The organism is Pseudomonas sp. GV085 (assembly GCF_003050925.1).
Lineage (GTDB): Bacteria > Pseudomonadota > Gammaproteobacteria > Pseudomonadales > Pseudomonadaceae > Aquipseudomonas.
This window is the reverse complement of sequence record NZ_QAOV01000006.1, coordinates 148981-165518: the sequence shown is the minus strand read 5'-3', so window position 1 is coordinate 165518 and position 16538 is coordinate 148981. Positions and strand designations below refer to the sequence as shown.

17 protein-coding genes are annotated in these 16538 nt (G+C 50.9%); 1 reads left to right on the top strand and 16 read right to left on the bottom strand.

Annotated elements, in window-relative coordinates; all coding sequences use genetic code 11:
* Positions 1 to 30: 30 nt before the first annotated feature.
* From C8K63_RS14875 to thrC, 14 genes are all read right to left on the bottom strand, one after another.
* On the bottom strand, positions 31 to 1209 hold the full coding sequence (locus C8K63_RS14875) for a M20 aminoacylase family protein (RefSeq protein WP_024777153.1): 1179 nt from the start codon (positions 1207 to 1209) through the stop codon (positions 31 to 33).
* Positions 1169 to 1465 carry a hypothetical protein gene (locus tag C8K63_RS14870; RefSeq protein ID WP_371920762.1) on the bottom strand — a complete coding sequence of 99 codons (297 nt, stop codon included), beginning with the start codon at positions 1463 to 1465 and terminating at the stop codon, positions 1169 to 1171. The genes C8K63_RS14875 and C8K63_RS14870 overlap by 41 nt, the downstream gene beginning before the upstream one ends.
* Positions 1466 to 1649: 184 nt before the next feature.
* Complete coding sequence (locus C8K63_RS14865) at positions 1650 to 2147, bottom strand: Lrp/AsnC family transcriptional regulator (protein ID WP_108217391.1); 498 nt, start codon at positions 2145 to 2147, stop codon at positions 1650 to 1652.
* A 12-nt stretch (positions 2148 to 2159) separates the two neighbouring features.
* Entirely contained in the window at positions 2160 to 2921 is a 762-nt protein-coding gene (locus tag C8K63_RS14860; protein ID WP_024777150.1) for an ABC transporter ATP-binding protein, read from the bottom strand.
* A gap of 103 nt (positions 2922 to 3024) precedes the next feature.
* Positions 3025 to 3735 (bottom strand): ABC transporter permease, encoded by a 711-nt coding sequence (locus C8K63_RS14855; protein ID WP_108217390.1) that lies wholly within the window; start codon positions 3733 to 3735, stop codon positions 3025 to 3027.
* Entirely contained in the window at positions 3732 to 4460 is a 729-nt protein-coding gene (locus C8K63_RS14850) for an ABC transporter permease (protein WP_108217389.1), read from the bottom strand. Before C8K63_RS14850 ends, C8K63_RS14855 begins: the two co-directional genes overlap by 4 nt.
* 57 nt (positions 4461 to 4517) lie before the next feature.
* Positions 4518 to 5300: a transporter substrate-binding domain-containing protein gene (locus C8K63_RS14845; protein WP_108217388.1), complete on the bottom strand. Its 783-nt coding sequence runs from the start codon at positions 5298 to 5300 to the stop codon at positions 4518 to 4520.
* A 462-nt stretch (positions 5301 to 5762) separates the two neighbouring features.
* Complete coding sequence (locus tag C8K63_RS14840; RefSeq protein WP_108217387.1) at positions 5763 to 6080, bottom strand: multidrug efflux SMR transporter; 318 nt, start codon at positions 6078 to 6080, stop codon at positions 5763 to 5765.
* 213 nt (positions 6081 to 6293) lie between these two features.
* On the bottom strand, positions 6294 to 7496 hold the full coding sequence (locus C8K63_RS14835; protein WP_178086787.1) for a PLP-dependent aspartate aminotransferase family protein: 1203 nt from the start codon (positions 7494 to 7496) through the stop codon (positions 6294 to 6296).
* Between the two features lie 36 nt (positions 7497 to 7532).
* A complete protein-coding gene (locus tag C8K63_RS14830) occupies positions 7533 to 9071 on the bottom strand; it encodes an amino acid permease (RefSeq protein ID WP_108217386.1) in 1539 nt (512 codons plus the stop codon).
* Between the two features lie 99 nt (positions 9072 to 9170).
* Entirely contained in the window at positions 9171 to 10589 is a 1419-nt protein-coding gene (locus tag C8K63_RS14825) for an aldehyde dehydrogenase family protein (RefSeq protein WP_108217583.1), read from the bottom strand.
* Positions 10590 to 10591: 2 nt separating this feature from the next.
* The gene (locus C8K63_RS14820; protein WP_108217582.1) at positions 10592 to 11641 is read right to left on the bottom strand and encodes a homoserine dehydrogenase; all 1050 of its coding nucleotides are present in this window, start codon (positions 11639 to 11641) and stop codon (positions 10592 to 10594) included.
* Positions 11642 to 11772: 131 nt separating this feature from the next.
* A complete protein-coding gene (locus C8K63_RS14815) occupies positions 11773 to 12210 on the bottom strand; it encodes an Lrp/AsnC family transcriptional regulator (RefSeq protein WP_108217385.1) in 438 nt (145 codons plus the stop codon).
* Positions 12211 to 12224: 14 nt separating this feature from the next.
* Positions 12225 to 13628, bottom strand: a complete 1404-nt coding sequence (gene thrC, locus C8K63_RS14810; protein WP_108217384.1) for a threonine synthase — start codon at positions 13626 to 13628, stop codon at positions 12225 to 12227.
* 380 nt (positions 13629 to 14008) lie between these two features.
* Here thrC and C8K63_RS14805 point away from each other — a divergent pair, with 380 nt between their 5' ends.
* Positions 14009 to 14491: a DinB family protein gene (locus C8K63_RS14805; protein WP_108217383.1), complete on the top strand. Its 483-nt coding sequence runs from the start codon at positions 14009 to 14011 to the stop codon at positions 14489 to 14491.
* A gap of 281 nt (positions 14492 to 14772) precedes the next feature.
* Here C8K63_RS14805 and C8K63_RS14800 read toward each other — a convergent pair whose 3' ends face one another.
* Together C8K63_RS14800 and C8K63_RS14795 are read right to left on the bottom strand one after the other, a co-directional pair.
* Entirely contained in the window at positions 14773 to 15411 is a 639-nt protein-coding gene (locus tag C8K63_RS14800) for an FMN-binding negative transcriptional regulator (protein ID WP_108217382.1), read from the bottom strand.
* A 151-nt stretch (positions 15412 to 15562) separates the two neighbouring features.
* A complete protein-coding gene (locus C8K63_RS14795; protein ID WP_108217381.1) occupies positions 15563 to 16456 on the bottom strand; it encodes a dihydrodipicolinate synthase family protein in 894 nt (297 codons plus the stop codon).
* Positions 16457 to 16538 lie beyond the last annotated feature (82 nt).

Below are 16538 nucleotides of genomic sequence, written 5' to 3'. Positions count from 1 at the left end.
GGGTAAGTACTGCACCTGATCTCAACCAGCTCAAACCAGAAACTGTTCAACTAACCGAACCCAGTAACTAGCCCCCGTCCCCAGGCAGTCATCGTTGAAGTCGTACCCAGGGTTATGCACCATGCACCCCCCCTCCCCATCACCATTACCGATAAAGAGATAGCTGCCAGGACAATGCTCAAGCATCACTGCAAAATCTTCACTGGCAGCAATAGGTGCCATGTCTTGAATCACCCCCTCTTCACCCAACCAATCAACAGCGACCTGTCGGGCAAACGCAGTAAGCTGAGGATCATTGATCAAGGGTGGCAATGATTCTTCCCTATCAACCTCCACACTGACACTGGCGCCGAAGCTAAGCGCCTGAGCTTGGGCGACCTGGACAATCCGCTTGAGAAGGTCGGCACGAACGTTAGGCTTCAAGGCGCGAACACATAGTTGGAGTACTGCATGCCCCGGAATGACATTGGGCGCCTCACCAGAATGAAAGGAGCCCACAGTGATCACCGCCGTCTCCAGAGGATCCGTATTACGCGACACAATACTCTGCAGCGCCATGACAATTGCCCCTCCAGTAAGTATGGGGTCAATGGCTTTATGTGGCATTCCGCCATGCCCGCCCGTACCATCAATTCGAATTTCAACAGTATCGGTGGAGGCCATGAACGGCCCGGCCCGAAAACCCAACTTCCCTACTGGCAACCCAGGCATGTTGTGCATACCGAACAACGCATTACAGGGAAATCGCTCCAGGAGACCATCATCCAGCATTTTCTGCGCCCCCCCATCGCTTTCTTCGGCAGGCTGAAAGATGACCACCAGCGTACCGTCGAACTGCCGGCTGTTGGCTAGGTGCTGCGCGGCAGCCAGCAGCATTGCAGTATGGCCGTCATGACCACAGGCATGCATGGCGCCTGGATGCTGGCTCGCATACGGCAATCCGGTCTGCTCCTGAATCGGCAGCGCATCCATATCTGCCCGAATACCAATGACCTTACTTCCACAACCCTGCTGCAAACGCCCTACAACACCAGTCCCCCCAAAGCCACGATGCACCTCAAATCCCCACGACTCGAGCTTGGCAGCAACCAGATCTGAGGTTTTGAACTCCTTAAGGCTGAGCTCCGGGTAAGCATGAAGCTGGCGGCGCAACTCAATCATTTCAGCTTCAATGGCACGGATACCCGGCAGCATGGGTCGAACGGTCATGGACTTCACCTGTTTCATGTAAGGGAGGCTCGCCTGCAAAGTGCGAGGATATAAAGCTCATCAACGCTAAGTGCTGCAAGCTCTGCTCAATCACAGGCAGGCAGCTGTATTGTCTAGGGAGTCGTGAACGCATCATGACGCGCCCACCTCGAGCGAGTTTGTAGCGCGCAATGGCAAATACCCACGCCGTCGCTGGTTGATCTGGGAGGTACGTTTCGCGCCTGCTATACACGGCCAACAATATTTCTTGCAGCAAGTCCTCGATTTCACTTGGTTGACGCCGAAGTCTATTACGCAGAAATCCACGCGCATGAACACTTAGCTCCGACAATAACGTGAGATAGGCTTTTACGTTTCCGCCCAGGCCTGCCAACGACAGGCGTTCAGGCCTTCACCGGCTCATCTCAGGCATAGCCTGCATCTTTTGATACTCTGCACCGCTAGTCGCAGTGTGTGGATGAATGCTTAACTACCGCCAGCTCAGGATAGGCAACCAGTTTGTCGATATACAGCTCCTCATTCTCCAACCAAACTTCCGTAAGTGCACGATAGTGCTTCATGTCTTTGCAGCGCATGCGTAGGCTATAGTCGAACGGGTCACCAATAAGCCGGCACTCCAGGACCTGAGGACAGTTTTCTACACATGCTTCGAAGGCTTTCTGCGCAGTGCGCCGGTTCTGGTTGGATATAGCGACCAATACCTGTAGGGACAATCCCGGTGAGACCTTTTGCACATCAATGAACGCACCATAACCGCGAATCACCCCCAGTCTCTCCAACTTTCGTACGCGTTGCTGGCAAGGGCTTGCGGTCAGGTGCACAAGCGTTGCTAGTTTTTGGTACGTGATGCGCCCGTTATGGCGCAATACGTCAATGATTGCCTCATCAATACGCCCCAATGTTCGTGAAGAATCGGGTGTTTTTTCCTTCCTGTTCATTGTGAGTTCTATTCACTTCAGCCCATTAGACAGAAACTGTTGAAGGCGCTCGCTGCGCGGATTATCCAGAATCTCTGCCCCACCCTGCTCCTCGACTCGGCCTTGATGCAGAAACAGTAACTGGCTCGACACCTTGCGGGCAAAGCTCATTTCGTGGGTCACCATGATCATGGTCCGGCCTTCTTCGGCCAGGCCCTGAATCACCTTTAGTACTTCGCCCACCAGTTCCGGATCCAGCGCCGACGTCGGTTCGTCGAACAGCAGAACCTCCGGCTCCATCGCTAATGCTCGTGCAATCGCCACTCGCTGTTGCTGACCGCCAGAGAGAAATGCTGGAAACTGCTCCGCAACACGCGCTGGCAGCCCCACCTTGTCCAGATAACGTCGGGCACGATCTTCAGCATCTTTTTTGCTGACACCCAGCACCCGGCGCGGGGCCATCGTGATGTTTTCCAGAACGGTCATGTGACCCCACAGATTGAAGTGCTGGAAGACCATGGCTAGACGGGTGCGCAGCCTTTGCAACTCAGCGGCATCGGCCACCTGCATGCCATGATGGTTTTTGACCATGCGAATCTGCTTGCCGTCCAGGCTCATGGCTCCGTCATTGGGTGTTTCGAGAAAGTTGATGCAGCGCAGGAAGGTACTTTTGCCTGACCCACTGGCGCCGATCAAACTGATCACATCACCAGTTTTGGCTTTCAGAGATACGCCCTTGAGTACTTCGTGGTTACCATAACTCTTGTGCAGCTCTTCAACAGTCAATTTGTACATGTGCGCAATCATCCTCTAAGGGAAAATGTGGCGTCGCTTTGCAGCTGTGACAGCCGGCGACAAAGCCCGAGGCCTAATGAGCGGCCATATGGAGTACCAAGCCCTAATGAGCCGGACCAAGGAAAGCCAACCAACGGCGCTCGGCGATGCGGAATAGTCCGACAAGCGCGAAGGTAACCATCAGGTAAATCAGCGCAGTAATACCGAACGATTGAAAGGTCAGAAAGGTCGCCGAGTTGGCATCGCGAGCAACTTTCAGAATGTCCGGGACGGTTGCAGTGAAGGCCACGGTGGTCGAATGCAGCATCAGAATTACTTCGTTGCTGTAGTACGGCAACGAGCGGCGTAGCGCCGATGGCATGATCACGTAGGCATAGAGCTTCCAACCCGTCAGGCCATAGGCCTTCGCAGCTTCGACTTCGCCATGGGCCATGTTGCGAATTGCTCCGGCGAAAATCTCCGTGGTGTAAGCGCAGGTGTTCAGCGCAAACGCAAGGATGGTGCAGTTCATCGCGTCGCGAAAGAATGCATCGAGCACCGGTTGTGCACGAACTGCAGCCAGGCTGTAGATCCCGGTGTAGCAGATCAGCAACTGGATATAGAGCGGCGTTCCCCGAAACAGGTAGGTGTAGAACTGTACGGGCCAGCGTAGGTAACACTTGGATGAAACCCGGGCAATGGACAACGGGATCGACACCAAAAAGCCGATGAAGATTGAGGCACTGAGCAACCACAAGGTCATGGCCAGCCCCGTGATCTGGTGGCCGTCACTATAGAGAAAAGGCTTCCAGTAATCTTGCAAGAGTTCGATCATCGTACAGCCTCCCGGGAACCTGCCGCATAACGCCGTTCCAACCAACGCAGGACATAGTTTGAAGTACTGGTAATCACCAAATAAATAAGCGCTGCCAAGACCAGAAAATAGAACAATTGATAGGTGCTTTTACCAGCGTCCTGGGCTGCCTTTACCAAGTCAGCAAGGCCTATGATCGACACCAGGGCAGTGGCTTTGAGGATGACCATCCAGTTATTGCCAATACCCGGTAAAGCAAAACGCATCATTTGCGGGAAGACCACAAAGCGAAAGCGCTGAGTGCGACTTAAGCCATAGGCGGTGGCCGCTTCCACCTGTCCACGGGGCACAGCTAGCATCGCCCCGCGAAAGGTCTCAGTGAAATAGGCCCCGTAGATAAACCCCAGCGTGATGATCCCGGCAACAAACGGATTGAGCTCTATGTATTCCCAATCCAGTGCCTGCGTGATCCCGGTCAACCAGGTTTGCAGGCTGTAAAAGATCAGTAGCATCAGCACTAGGTCCGGCACCCCGCGAATCAGGGTAGTGTAGAGCTGTGCTGGGATTCGCAGGAGTTTGACACTGGAAAGTTTGGCACTGGCCCCGATAAGACCAAGCAGTACGCTCAACAGCAGCGAGAGAATTGACAACTTGACGGTCATCCAGGCGCCCTCCAGCAACAGAGGACCGAACCCTTTCATGCTGTATGTGGAGAGCCCGAGGGCCTGCAACAGTATTTCGAACATAATTCAGGAACCTATCGCGATAATAAAGCGCCCGCCCCGGGGACGGGCACCGGGGCCTTACTTGCCGCTATAGAGATTCAGATCACCGAAGTGTTTTTTCTGGATTAAGTCATAGGTACCGTCATCGTGTAACGCTTGGATGCCCTTATCCAAAAAAGCCTTGAGGTCTTTGTTACCTTTAGAGATACCAATAGCTGTTTTGGCTGGCAGTAACTCGCTGTCAACGGGTTTGCTGACTTCATAACCAGTGCCTTGAGGGGAATTCAAAAAACCCAGCTGTGCTTGCAGCATGTCCTGGATCGCCGCATCGAGGCGACCGGAAACCAGGTCGTAATAAACCTGATCCTGGTTCTGATAGGCCTGAGTTTTGACACCAGCCTTATCCAGAACCGCTTTCGCATATGCTTCCTGGATACTTCCTTGCAAATAACCTACGGTCTTGCCCTTAAGGGAAGTAACCTCTTCGCTCAGACCAGAATTGTTCTTGAACACGTAAGAGGTTGCGCCGGAGAACAGCTCATTTGAGAAGTCGATGACTTTCTCGCGGGCTGGGGTCACCGTCATGGAAGAGAGAATGCCATCGAACTTGTTGGCCTTTAGGCCTGGAATCGTGCCGTCGAAATCGCTCTCGACCCATGTACACTTGACCTTCAATTTGGCACAGATTGCATTACCCAGATCGATATCAAACCCCGTAAGACTACCATCTGCGGCTTTAGACTCGAATGGTGCGTAAGAAGCATCCACGCCAAAACGCAGTTCTTTGTATTCCTTGGCCAGCGCGACATTCGCGCAAAGTGGGAAAAGTGCTAACACGAAAAGCTTACGAAGCGAAATCATATGAGAATCCCTAGATGTTGTAGTTTGATTAAGGGCAGTTAACGATTTGACGACTTTAACAATTTTTCTTTTGGCAACTACATTTCGGATATAAGCCCCGTAATAGTTGCATTGCTGCACGCCCATTTAAGAGCTGTGACAAGCGTTACTCAAACAACGGAAATAGAAATTTAGCTATACACCTCCATTTCTTAAAAAATCAAGCGAAGCAATTTTATACTCAGTCATAATCAAGACCTCATGTCCTTGTACTGGACACTGATAGTACGCCGATGGCTCGTTCATCCAAATATGGCAAACAGATCAATATTATGAGCAAACCGCTCGCAACAGAGAGCAATCTGCTTGACTGACAACCTGTTTTGCAAAGGTAAACAAAAAAGCAGCGCATGAAATTCCTCAGGAAATGCTGAGGCGTCACTCAAACTCTTATAATTTATTTTCTAACCGAAACAGAAAAAATCAAGCTGAAGCCAGCTTCATCATTACAAGACCGCTGACAATTAAGACAGCTGCGACAACTCGCATAAGGCTCGCAGGTTCGCCTAGAAGGATGATACCCACTGCAAACGCGCCAACAGCACCAATGCCAGTCCAAATTGTATAGGCAGTACCAAGTGGTAGACTTTTCATGGAAAATGATAGGAGAGCAAAACTTGCCATTACCATTACCAAGGTAACAACAGTCGGCCCAAGCTTGGTCATACCTTCAGATTGTTTCATGGAGAAAGCCCAAACAACTTCAAGTATCCCTGCAAAAATTAAACATATCCAAGCCATGATTCGCCTCCATTGAAAGATCCGTCACAACTCCGACGGACAAAACCTAATATGATTGGGAGATTTGGCCCTTGTAAAACTGGAACCATTGATAGGACCCAGTAAAAAAGCCCCCGCTGGTACGAGGGCAAAGGAGGGTTACCAACCAAACCATATATTTAGCAATATCGTACATCCAAAGCTAAAGTTGGCACGAGCCTTTAAGTTCTCAAATCACTTGAATGTCTCGTCCAACGCAGAGGAAATATCTTTGATCAAATCGTCGGGATCTTCGAGTCCAACCGAAAGACGGAGATGACCGTATGTACGGAACTCTTCAGGATACTTGTCAAAACCACCCCGGCCTTCTGCACCCACGTGAACAATAAGGGTCTCATCGTGACCTAGGGAAACTGCAGAAGTGATGATGCGCAGATTCGAAACAAACCGATTTTGAGTGTCCGGATTCCCTTTTACTGCAAAAGCCATCATCGCCCCATAGCCGCGCCCTGCGAACTGCCGACGAGCGAGTTCATGTTGTGGGTGGGATGGAAGCCCTGGGTAGTAGATGAAAGCTACACGATCATCTGCTTCGAGAAATGCAGCCAATTTTTCAGCAGATCTAAGATGCTGTTGCAGACGCAGAGGCAACGTTACAGAACCACGCATTATCAGCCAGGCATTGAACGGAGAGATGGTCGCGCCGAGATCAACAAGAGCATCGTGCTTGATTGTAGTGATCATCTGAGTGGAACCCAGAACCACCCCACCCATCGAATCGCCATGGCCATTGATGTACTTGGTCAGGGAGTGGACAACAAGGTCCACCCCATGTTGGCTGGCATGGAAGAACGGAGGTGGGGTGAAGGTTGCATCAACAGAAATCAGTGCCCCGTGCGCATGAGCAATCTCGGCCAACGCTGCAATATCCGCAACTTTGGTAGTTGGGTTGGCAATTGTCTCAGTATGAAAAAGTTTGGTATTAGGGCGGATTGCGCTCCGAACAGCCTCCAAATCGCCCATATCCACAAACGAGGCTTCAATGCCATAGCGCTCCGGCAGAAGCTCCGCGAACAGTCGCCATACGGCCTCGTAGGTGACGTCACTGACAATGACATGGTCGCCACTTTTCAAGAAGGCGAAAAATATCGAATGCAAAGCGGCTACACCGGTAGCAAATACAGCTGCTGCCTCACAACCTTCAAGCGCAGCAAGTTTCTTCTCCAGGCATACCTGGTTATGACCCTGGTTTCGTGTGTACACGAGGCCATCAGGGCTGGACCAGTCCATCGTCGACGGATCATCTGGCAGCAGATAAGAGTTGGCCATCACCAGCGGCGTGCGAATAGCACCAGTAGTGGTGTCGATGACATTCCCACCATGAACTGCCAGCGTAGCCGCCGAAAGTGTGGACAGATTCTTTTTGTCAGGACGCATGTCTATTTCCTCCAAAGTTTCTTTTTTCGTTTGGTGTCATTGATTCTGAAGGTGAATGAAAGAAGGATGATTGGTCTGATCTGCTCGGACCAATTCTTGATTTTCGTCAAAGACTAATTCACCAGTCTCAATTGCACGAACACGGCCACGAACCATGTACCAACCAACAACAAGAGCGGCGGCATAAAACGGCAGCGAAGCAATCGAGTACGTACCTACGGGATAATCGAATGCGATAAGAACCAGAACCAAACCGAAGAACACCAAAGTCGCGTAACCACTGTAAGGCGCAAACGGCATTCGAAACCCCGGGCGCTCCAGATCACCTTGCTGGGAGTATTTGAAGAGTTTGATCTGACACAGAACGATTGTTGACCACGAACCGATTAACATAACGGCAGTGAGTGTCAGCGCGATTTCAAAGGCTTCACCCGGAACAATTGCGTTAAGTACGACACCAATTAGTGAAGCAACGGTCGTCAGCATGATGCCAGCGAACGGGACACCTTGACGGTTCATCTTGGCCAGGAAGCTAGGGGCTGATCCGTTGATTGCCAGCGAGCGAAGCACCCGGCCAGTGGAGTAAATGCCAGCGTTCAGAGAAGACACGGCCGCGGTAATCAAGACCATGTTCATAATCGCGTCTGCACCCTTGATCCCCAGCGAGCCGAAGAAAGTCACAAACGGGCTTACCCCCGCCGAGTACGCGGTGTGGGGGAGCAGCATTGCCAACAGCAATACAGAACCAACGTAAAAAACAATAATGCGGAAAACAACTGCCCGAATTGCTTTCGGCATGACTGTAGCGACGTCTTGGGCTTCGCCAGCTGCAGTACCAACCAACTCCACACTGCCATACGCAAATATCACCCCCTGGATCATGATTACGGCGGGCAAAAGGCCTGATGGGAACCAACCGCCATTGTCAGAAATCAGTTTGAATCCGATCTCATGGCCTGGCAGCGGAGTGCCGAACAACACCATGTAAATGCCGATCCCAAGGAAAGTAGTTAATGCAGCCACCTTGATCAGGGCAAACCAGAATTCAAGCTCACCAAAAATCTTTACCGAGACAAGGTTAATCGCAGTAACAAAACCCAATGCTCCCAGTGCCAACGACCATTGAGGGATGTCACCCATGAACGGGACATAGGCTTTGAAGAAATTCAGGTAGAGCGCTGTAGCTGTGAGATCTGCAATGGCAACCATTACCCAATCAGTCCAGTACATCCATCCCACGGCAAAAGCCCATTTCTCACCGTAGAACTCTCGAGCATAGGAGACGAACGAGCCCGAGGATGGGCGATACATCACCAGTTCGCCCATAGCCCGAATGATGAACCACGCAAAAAAGCCACAGATTGCATAGACAAACACAAGCGAGGGTCCGGCTTCAGCGAGTCGTGCCCCTGCGCCCATGAATAGACCACTTCCGATTGCCCCCCCTATAGCAATCATCTGAACCTGGCGAGGCTTGAGCACCTTTTGATAGCCTGCATCTTCTGCGCTGAAGTCTCTTTTTCGAGTTGCACCAGACGATGGCACGCGTGTGGGATTAAGATCATTCACACTCATTTTGTTACCTTTTATTGTTGTATTGGGCAAGGCTCTACCGACCAGAAGAGCCTTGCCGAGGACCCGATTTAATCCTAGGGATTCACATCGACCCTTTAATCAACTTCCGCCAACATCGTTTAAGCAAATCACTTTTGGTTGCGTCATATCTTCATACGCAAAACGCACACCTTCACGCCCCATGCTGCCGTATTTGGAACCACCAAATGGCATTGCATCAAAACGATAGTCAGATGAGTCATTAATCATGACGCCGCCGGCTTCGAGTCGTTTAGCTGCTTTCATGGCGACATTCAAATTGCTAGTAAAAATACCCGCATGCAAACTGTACTCTGGCTCATTAGCCAGCGTCAGCGCCTCATCAAGCGAGGCCACGCTTTGAAGAATGACAACCGGACTGAATACTTCCTCACACCAAACTTTACAGCTTTGGCTAACATTCTCCAGGACCGTCGGTGAGTAAAGCGAACCTTGGCGTACATTACCAAATAACAGGTTAGCCCCTTTATCGACTGCCTCGACGACTACTTCTTCAGTGCGTTTTGCAGCAGCTTCGGTAATCATTGGCCCAACATCCGTGCTTTCGTCAGCAGGATTTCCCACGACTAAAGCACTTGTCTTCACAACGAATTTCTTTTTGAACTCTTCATATATTGTCGCTTCAACAAGAATTCGTTGGGTACCGATACAATTTTGCCCGGCAGCCCAAAAAGCGCCTGATACACAGGACTCAACGGCTTCATTCAGATCACAATCGCCCATGACGATAACCGGGGCATTGCCCCCCAAATCCATCGCCAGTTTTTTAAGGCCTGCATTGCGAGAGATCTGCTCACCGGTAACAAAACCACCCGTGAAGGAAACCATACGTACCGCTCGATGAGCGACCAGTGCCTTGCCCAGCGCGGCCCCTCCAGTTGCAATGGACACGACCGCAGGAGGGAGACCCGCAGCGTTCAGGCAGGCCACCAGCTTAATGGCAGATAACGGAGAGAGCTCAGAAGGTTTGAGTACAACAGCATTACCGCCAGCGATCGCAGGCCCCAACTTGTGAGCGACCAAGTTGAGTGGATCGTTGTATGGGGTAATTGCAACAATTACACCCAAAGGCTCCCGAGTAAACCATCCCTGACGAGACTCGGATCCGACATAGGAGTCAAACGGGATGACTTCACCTGCATTACGCTTGGCCTCCTCGGCGGACAGCTTCAACGTATTGACGCAGCGTAAAACCTCCTTCCTCGCCTGCTTGATCGTTTTTCCCGACTCGGCAACAATCAGACTGGCAAACGCCTCCTTGTCGCTCTCGACCAAAGCAGCGGTTTTTTCCAGTATGCGAGCACGCTCGTGTCGTGGGAGCTCTTTGGCGATCTGCGCACCAAGCTTCGCCGTATCAATGATTGCAGTAGCAAATGAAGCAGGTACGTCCGCCACCTCTCCAACTGAAGCGCCATCATACGGGCTCAAAACTGTTATGGTTTTATAATCAACAGCGAGCGAAAGACTCAAGCTATTCATGATCATTTACCTATCTTAGTTTTGTTCTTGTGAATGCTGACGATATCCGAGAGCAAGGCGAATGCTGTTTCAAACCGACCTGCACCCGCTCCGACAACCGTTACCGGACCAAGAATTTTTGTATTAAAGGTAATTGCATTTGTTGCGCCACTGACACCAGCCAGTGCGTCACCCAGAGGCAACAATTGAGGACTAACAGAGGCGGCGATGGAGCCATTGCTCAATTTTTCCGCGCTTCCAATCAGTTTCCACCGAGCATTGGCCTTCGTTGCTTTGGTGATGTCTTTTGACGTGATCTCCGAGATGCCTTTGCAAAGGACATCGCTCGGAGTCAACTTCGCCCCCAGAAGCTCATTCGCCAAAATGACTACTTTAAGACGAACATCATGCCCTTCCACATCCGTGGTGGGGTCAGCTTCTGCGTAACCGAGTTCCTGAGCCTTGGCGACTGCATCAGAGAAGTCGAGACCTTCTTCCATACTAGAAAGTACGAAATTGGACGTACCATTCAAGATGCCCTTAAACCCGCTGATTTCCGAGCCGGCCAGCGACTCTTTAGCCAGACGAATGACGGGGGTGCCGCTCATTACCGAGCCTTCAAACTCGAATTGGGCACCGGTGCTTCTGGCCAATGCTTTCAGGCTTTCAGCGTGCAACGCCACCGGCCCTTTGTTGGTGGTGACCACACTGATACCTTTTTCCAGAGCCCAGCGACAGAAAGTCGTAGCTGGCTCTCCATCTACAGGGTTGGTGAACGTCGCCTCGGCGATAAGATCGGCCCCCGAGAAACGGATAACCGTCTCATTGGCAGGCTCAGCACTGCCCGCTGGCAATGTTCTAAACCCCCCTTTTACAGCAGGAACTGCGGCCAATTCCTGGGCATCCAACCCGTTCTTGTTGATAATGGAGCCAAAGTAAAGATCACTGACACCAACAATTTTTAGCTTAAAACCAAATTCATTAGCCCAGTGCTCGTTCTTATCTGCAATGAGCTGCGTCAACGCACGGTTTACACCACCAAAACCAAGCAAAGCAATTTTATATTCAGTCACGACATGGGCCTCATTGTTATGTTTTCGGTACTGAAATATTAAACTGCAGCAGTGCTCATACGAATATGGCAAACCGATCATTGTTGCGAGCAAAATGCTCGCAGGAGAGAGCATTTTGATTTCCTAGCAACCTACTTCGTGCAAGACAATACAAATGACGTAACTGTATTCAGAACTCCTGGCAACGTGGATATCTCGCTCCAGACCCTATGAATACAATCCGAACTTGTCGCTTCAACTGTCACTACAATATCCAGGTCACCACTCATCACATTGCAGGACACGACCTCAGGCATTGAGACAATTGAACGCACCACATCAGCACCGCGCATTCGGTCTTTTCGATACACAAAAATAAGGGCATTAATTGGCGCAACCTCGGAAGGCGGCCCACCTTTGATGATGGTATAACCCCTGATATATCCGTCCCGCTCCAACCGTTCAATCCTGAGCCTGACAGCATTCCTAGATAAATTAACTTTCATGGCAATGTCGTTATGCGCAAGTCGAGCATTACGAGTAAGCTCTTCCAGTATTTTTTCATCCGTCTTATCTAAAACGCGTTTCATCTCTAACTCCAGGATTATAGCGAGCGAGACTTCGTGTCTTGGGATATCGCCTTGATGAGTTCCGTAAGGATGCCAACATCATTGGAAATTGAAATGCATTCGTCATTAGAGAAGGGGTGAGCACTCACCACACTCATTGGAGATTGAACATCGGCTTCAGCCAGAACTGAGGCAGAGCTTGAAGGATGCGTCGTGGCCAAGCAGATCATTGGTGTCAGTAAGCTACGCCTGTTAATTCGCGCAGCTCGTAATCCAATCGCGGTATTAGGACTGATCAAGTAACCACTTTTAACAAAGACTTCATGAATACAGGAAAATGCCTCTGCATCCTCTACCGCCAAAGAATCAAATAGCTTTCGCGCCTCTAACCACTCATCCTGTTCCAGTTGAATTTGGCCATCCGTCTCTAGTAGCTCCATATTTCTAGCCACTTTATCACTGCACCTATTGAGAATACTCCATTGCAGCCGCTCGAAATTAGAGGCTAACGACACATTCATGCAAGGCGTGTTGGTAGTACGAATCTCATTACGCCTATAGAGGTTAGACTGAAGAAAGTTATGCAACCCCGCGTTGGTATTCGTTGCTACAATTAGCTGCCTGATGGGCAACCCCATTTCCCTTGCAATATAGCCTGCATAGAGAGCACCAAAATTTCCGGTAGGCACACTGAACGCCACATCTCTTTTAGGCGCACCTAATTGAAGCGACGAGTAGAAGTAGAAGGACAGATGCGCGAGCACCCTCACCCAATTCACCGAATTGAAAGATATTAATTGTTGACCTGTTTCGTTAATGCCTCTGTGAAAGTTTTCGCACAGCTGATGACAATCGGCGTAATCACCCTCAACCAAAATATTTACAACATTTTCTTCGGCAGCGCCTAATAAGCGACGCCGATGCTCATCTGTTATTCCTCTGGAAGGATGCAGAACAATCACCGTCACACCTTCCATGCCATTGAAGGCTTTGATAGCCGCGACACCGGTGTCTCCACCAGTGCAGCCAACGACAAGCGCTTTCTTTCCGGACTTTAGTAAGGAGCACTCAACCAAACGAGACATCAATTGGAGACCGAAGTCTTGATAGACCCCTGCCGGACCATGGAATAGTTCTAATACCCACTCATTGGTAGCCGTCTGGTAGAGCGGCGCAACAGCGTTACTTTTAAAACGGTCAAATGTCTCCTCAAGAATTCGAGACAGTTCATCTTGAGGGATATAGCCACCTAGGAACGGCTCGATTACATGACGTGCCAGTTCGTGAAATGGTAGCCATTCAAGCTTCAGGAGATCTTCGCTTTTGAAGCGAGGAACGTTGCGAGGAACGAAAAGCCCACCATCCGGTGCGTACGCCCCCATGAGGACCTCGCTGAACTCGAATTCTTTACCAGGCGTCCGTGTGCTGACGTACTTCATGATTTGAGACACCCTCTCGCCATCTCTGAGCCTGCCACCCGTAAGGCGGCGCCCTGCTGAAATTCAGTGCTGCAGTGACCCTTTCCTGTGCAATGCAGGCCTTCTTCTGAGGCGTTGAGCGAGATCATCGTCATCTGCAAACGCAGATGGTGAGGGATCGCAAATCGCCCGCACCAGGCCAATCACCCTTCACTCGGCTACCACATGGCCACTTTCGTCGCTTGCCATTCAAACTATCAGCTATTGACTAAAAAAGTCAATATACTGACCATTCCACCTATCCGACCATGCATGGCTATCCCCCTGCGGGAAGGAGCCCTATCCGCACTCCCATCAGAAGGTCCAGGGCAGCCAGAAAATTAGAAAACCAGGAGAACACCATGAGTGCCACGAACCTTCTTCATTCGCTTTACAAATACAAGGCATGGTCTGAGGAGGAGCTGTTCAAGTGCTTGAAAGCCCCCGCGGCAAAAAAATTTCCAACGGAAATGGAGGAAGCACTCTACTGGCTCGCCCATATCAATATTGTTGACCAGCTGTTCATTGCCAGACTGCAGGGAAAACCGGATGAATTTGACTCCATCCTGACCGAACAGAAACAAGACCTAGGTCGACTGGAAGAGTACTTTTCTTCAGCGAATCAATGGTTTGTGAACTACACCCAGTCGATAACAGCAATCGAACTGTCTGATCCGGTTGCGTTTATTTTCAAGGATGGAAAACCAGGTAACATGACGAAAGAGCAAGTTCTTGCACACGTGCTATCACACGGATTGCAGCATCGAGGAAGTGTGGCGACTCTCTTGCCTCGTGAGATCCTGCTGGATCACAAGGACCATTTCACAACGTTTTTGAAGCTCTAGGCACTGATTGGCGGGCCCATGTATGGCGCGCGCTGGATGCACAAAAGGAACGTGAGAGAATTCTGCTCAGATGTCGTGCGAGGCTTCGGTGTGATTCAAACTGAGTAAGCCGAGCCCGCCGGCCCGAAGCAGCGATCTCAAAAAACGCCTCAGCAAACCACCTTCTGCTGAGGCGTCCTCACTGCAAAGACAATTCATAAGTGCCGATGATTTTTATGAGGCACTAATAGAGGCGCTCCTTTATTTCGGGAGGCACCTTTTTGTACGTGGGAAGGAAGATGCTAAATGTCTTTATTATCAGCGCACTCAAGCATGGCTAATCCAATTCCTCGCTCATTACGTGAGACCAAAGCATCGCCAGCACCTCGGATATCACGGGCTTCCTCATCCTGACCGAGCTTGAATTTCCCCACTAGCCTCGTGATTTCGATCTCGACCCCTACAATTTTTCTCAGCATGGCATCTATGTACTCCTTGGGACTATCGGCCATTTTCCAAGGTGCTGGCTGAGATGCTTCATTAGACTTGGTCAGCTTTGCCACGACACGACGCACATACTGAGCATCATCGTGAAACGTCACACGACCAAATGCGTGCACGACCCGGTAGTTCCAAGTGGGGACTTGCTGATGGAAATCCTGTTTGCTCGGATACCATTGCGGCGATATATACGCATCTTGAGCTCGAAATATCACCAACACCTCGCTGCCTTGGGCGACTTCATGCCATAGGGGATTATTGCGCGCCACATGCGCCTGCAGCACCCCAAGCGCCCCGTTGCGGAGCACAAGTTCAAAAGGGAGGTGATTGGCGTCAATCCCATCATCCGAACAAGTGACAAGTGACCCAAGCGGATTTCGCATTATGACTTCTTGCAAAACGCCAACACGAGACTCTTCAAACTGAGGGGGGATGTACATTCACTTTGCTCCTATAACTGATCTGCTCGCTCAACATTAGGGCCACAGCGCCGGTCAAAGCCGACTAAACATCGGCCCTACCGCGCCTGCTGAGCTGTATCATTGTAAAGATGCAGCTTGGCGTTTCGGATGCGTTCGCAGCACTTACTGCTCAGCTCAGTTCGAGTTCGTCGATCACCGCAGCAATTTGCTGACGCCCTGCTCCACTTATGGTTCTGAGTGGCAATGGCAAGCTCGGAGAGTGGGTGAATCCACGAAGCTCGGCCGCCGTTGCAACAACGCGGAAGCTTCCCCCAAATTGTGTGAAGAGGGCCCATAGGGGCTTCAAAGATTCGGAAAGGCGAGTCGCTTCTTCGGCGTTACCCGACAACGCAGCACGCGTGATTGCCAGGGCTGTTTTCGGGAACAAGCCCCCAATGACGGAGTACCAGACCTCACAGCCTGCGTTCAATCCAGTAACAGCAAATACATCCCCGCTTACCCCAATCGTTACGTGCTCCGGAATCAGTGCCCGAAGGCGATCGACTCGTGCCCTGGCCTGATCTGGTGCTTCGGGAACGCCAGGGATCTTGATCGAGTGCACATTCGGCAGGCGGGCAATTCGCCCGTGAAGCTCATCAGTAAATTCGAAATGGGTGGTGCCGGGGTTGTCATAGACGCATAGCGGGACGGAGATATTGGCGGTGACCGTTTCGTACAGCGAAAAAACATCTTCAGCTGATAGCTTCTGATAGGAAACGGGCGGCAGCAACAATGCTTTGACTCCCGCCTTTTGCGCATCTTCTGCCAACAACAGCACATCACGTGTACGCAGCGATCCTATGCTTACCATGACGGGAACATTCCCGGCTGCCTCTACTGCCAACTGCGTAACTCGTGAGCGTTCAGTCCGAGAAAGGTACGCATAGCTTCCTGTAGACCCGAGCGCACCGATAGAATCTACTTTCGCAGCCACCAGTTGCTCCACAAGGCGAGTAAATGCTCCTTCATCCACACCCTGCTCATTCATTGGCGTCAAAGGAAATGCGCTAAGACCGGTAAACATAGTTCATGACTCCATTGTGTGATTCTGCAATTAGATCACCACAGGACGGACTGACTCCGAAGCATACATCGCTCAATAATCG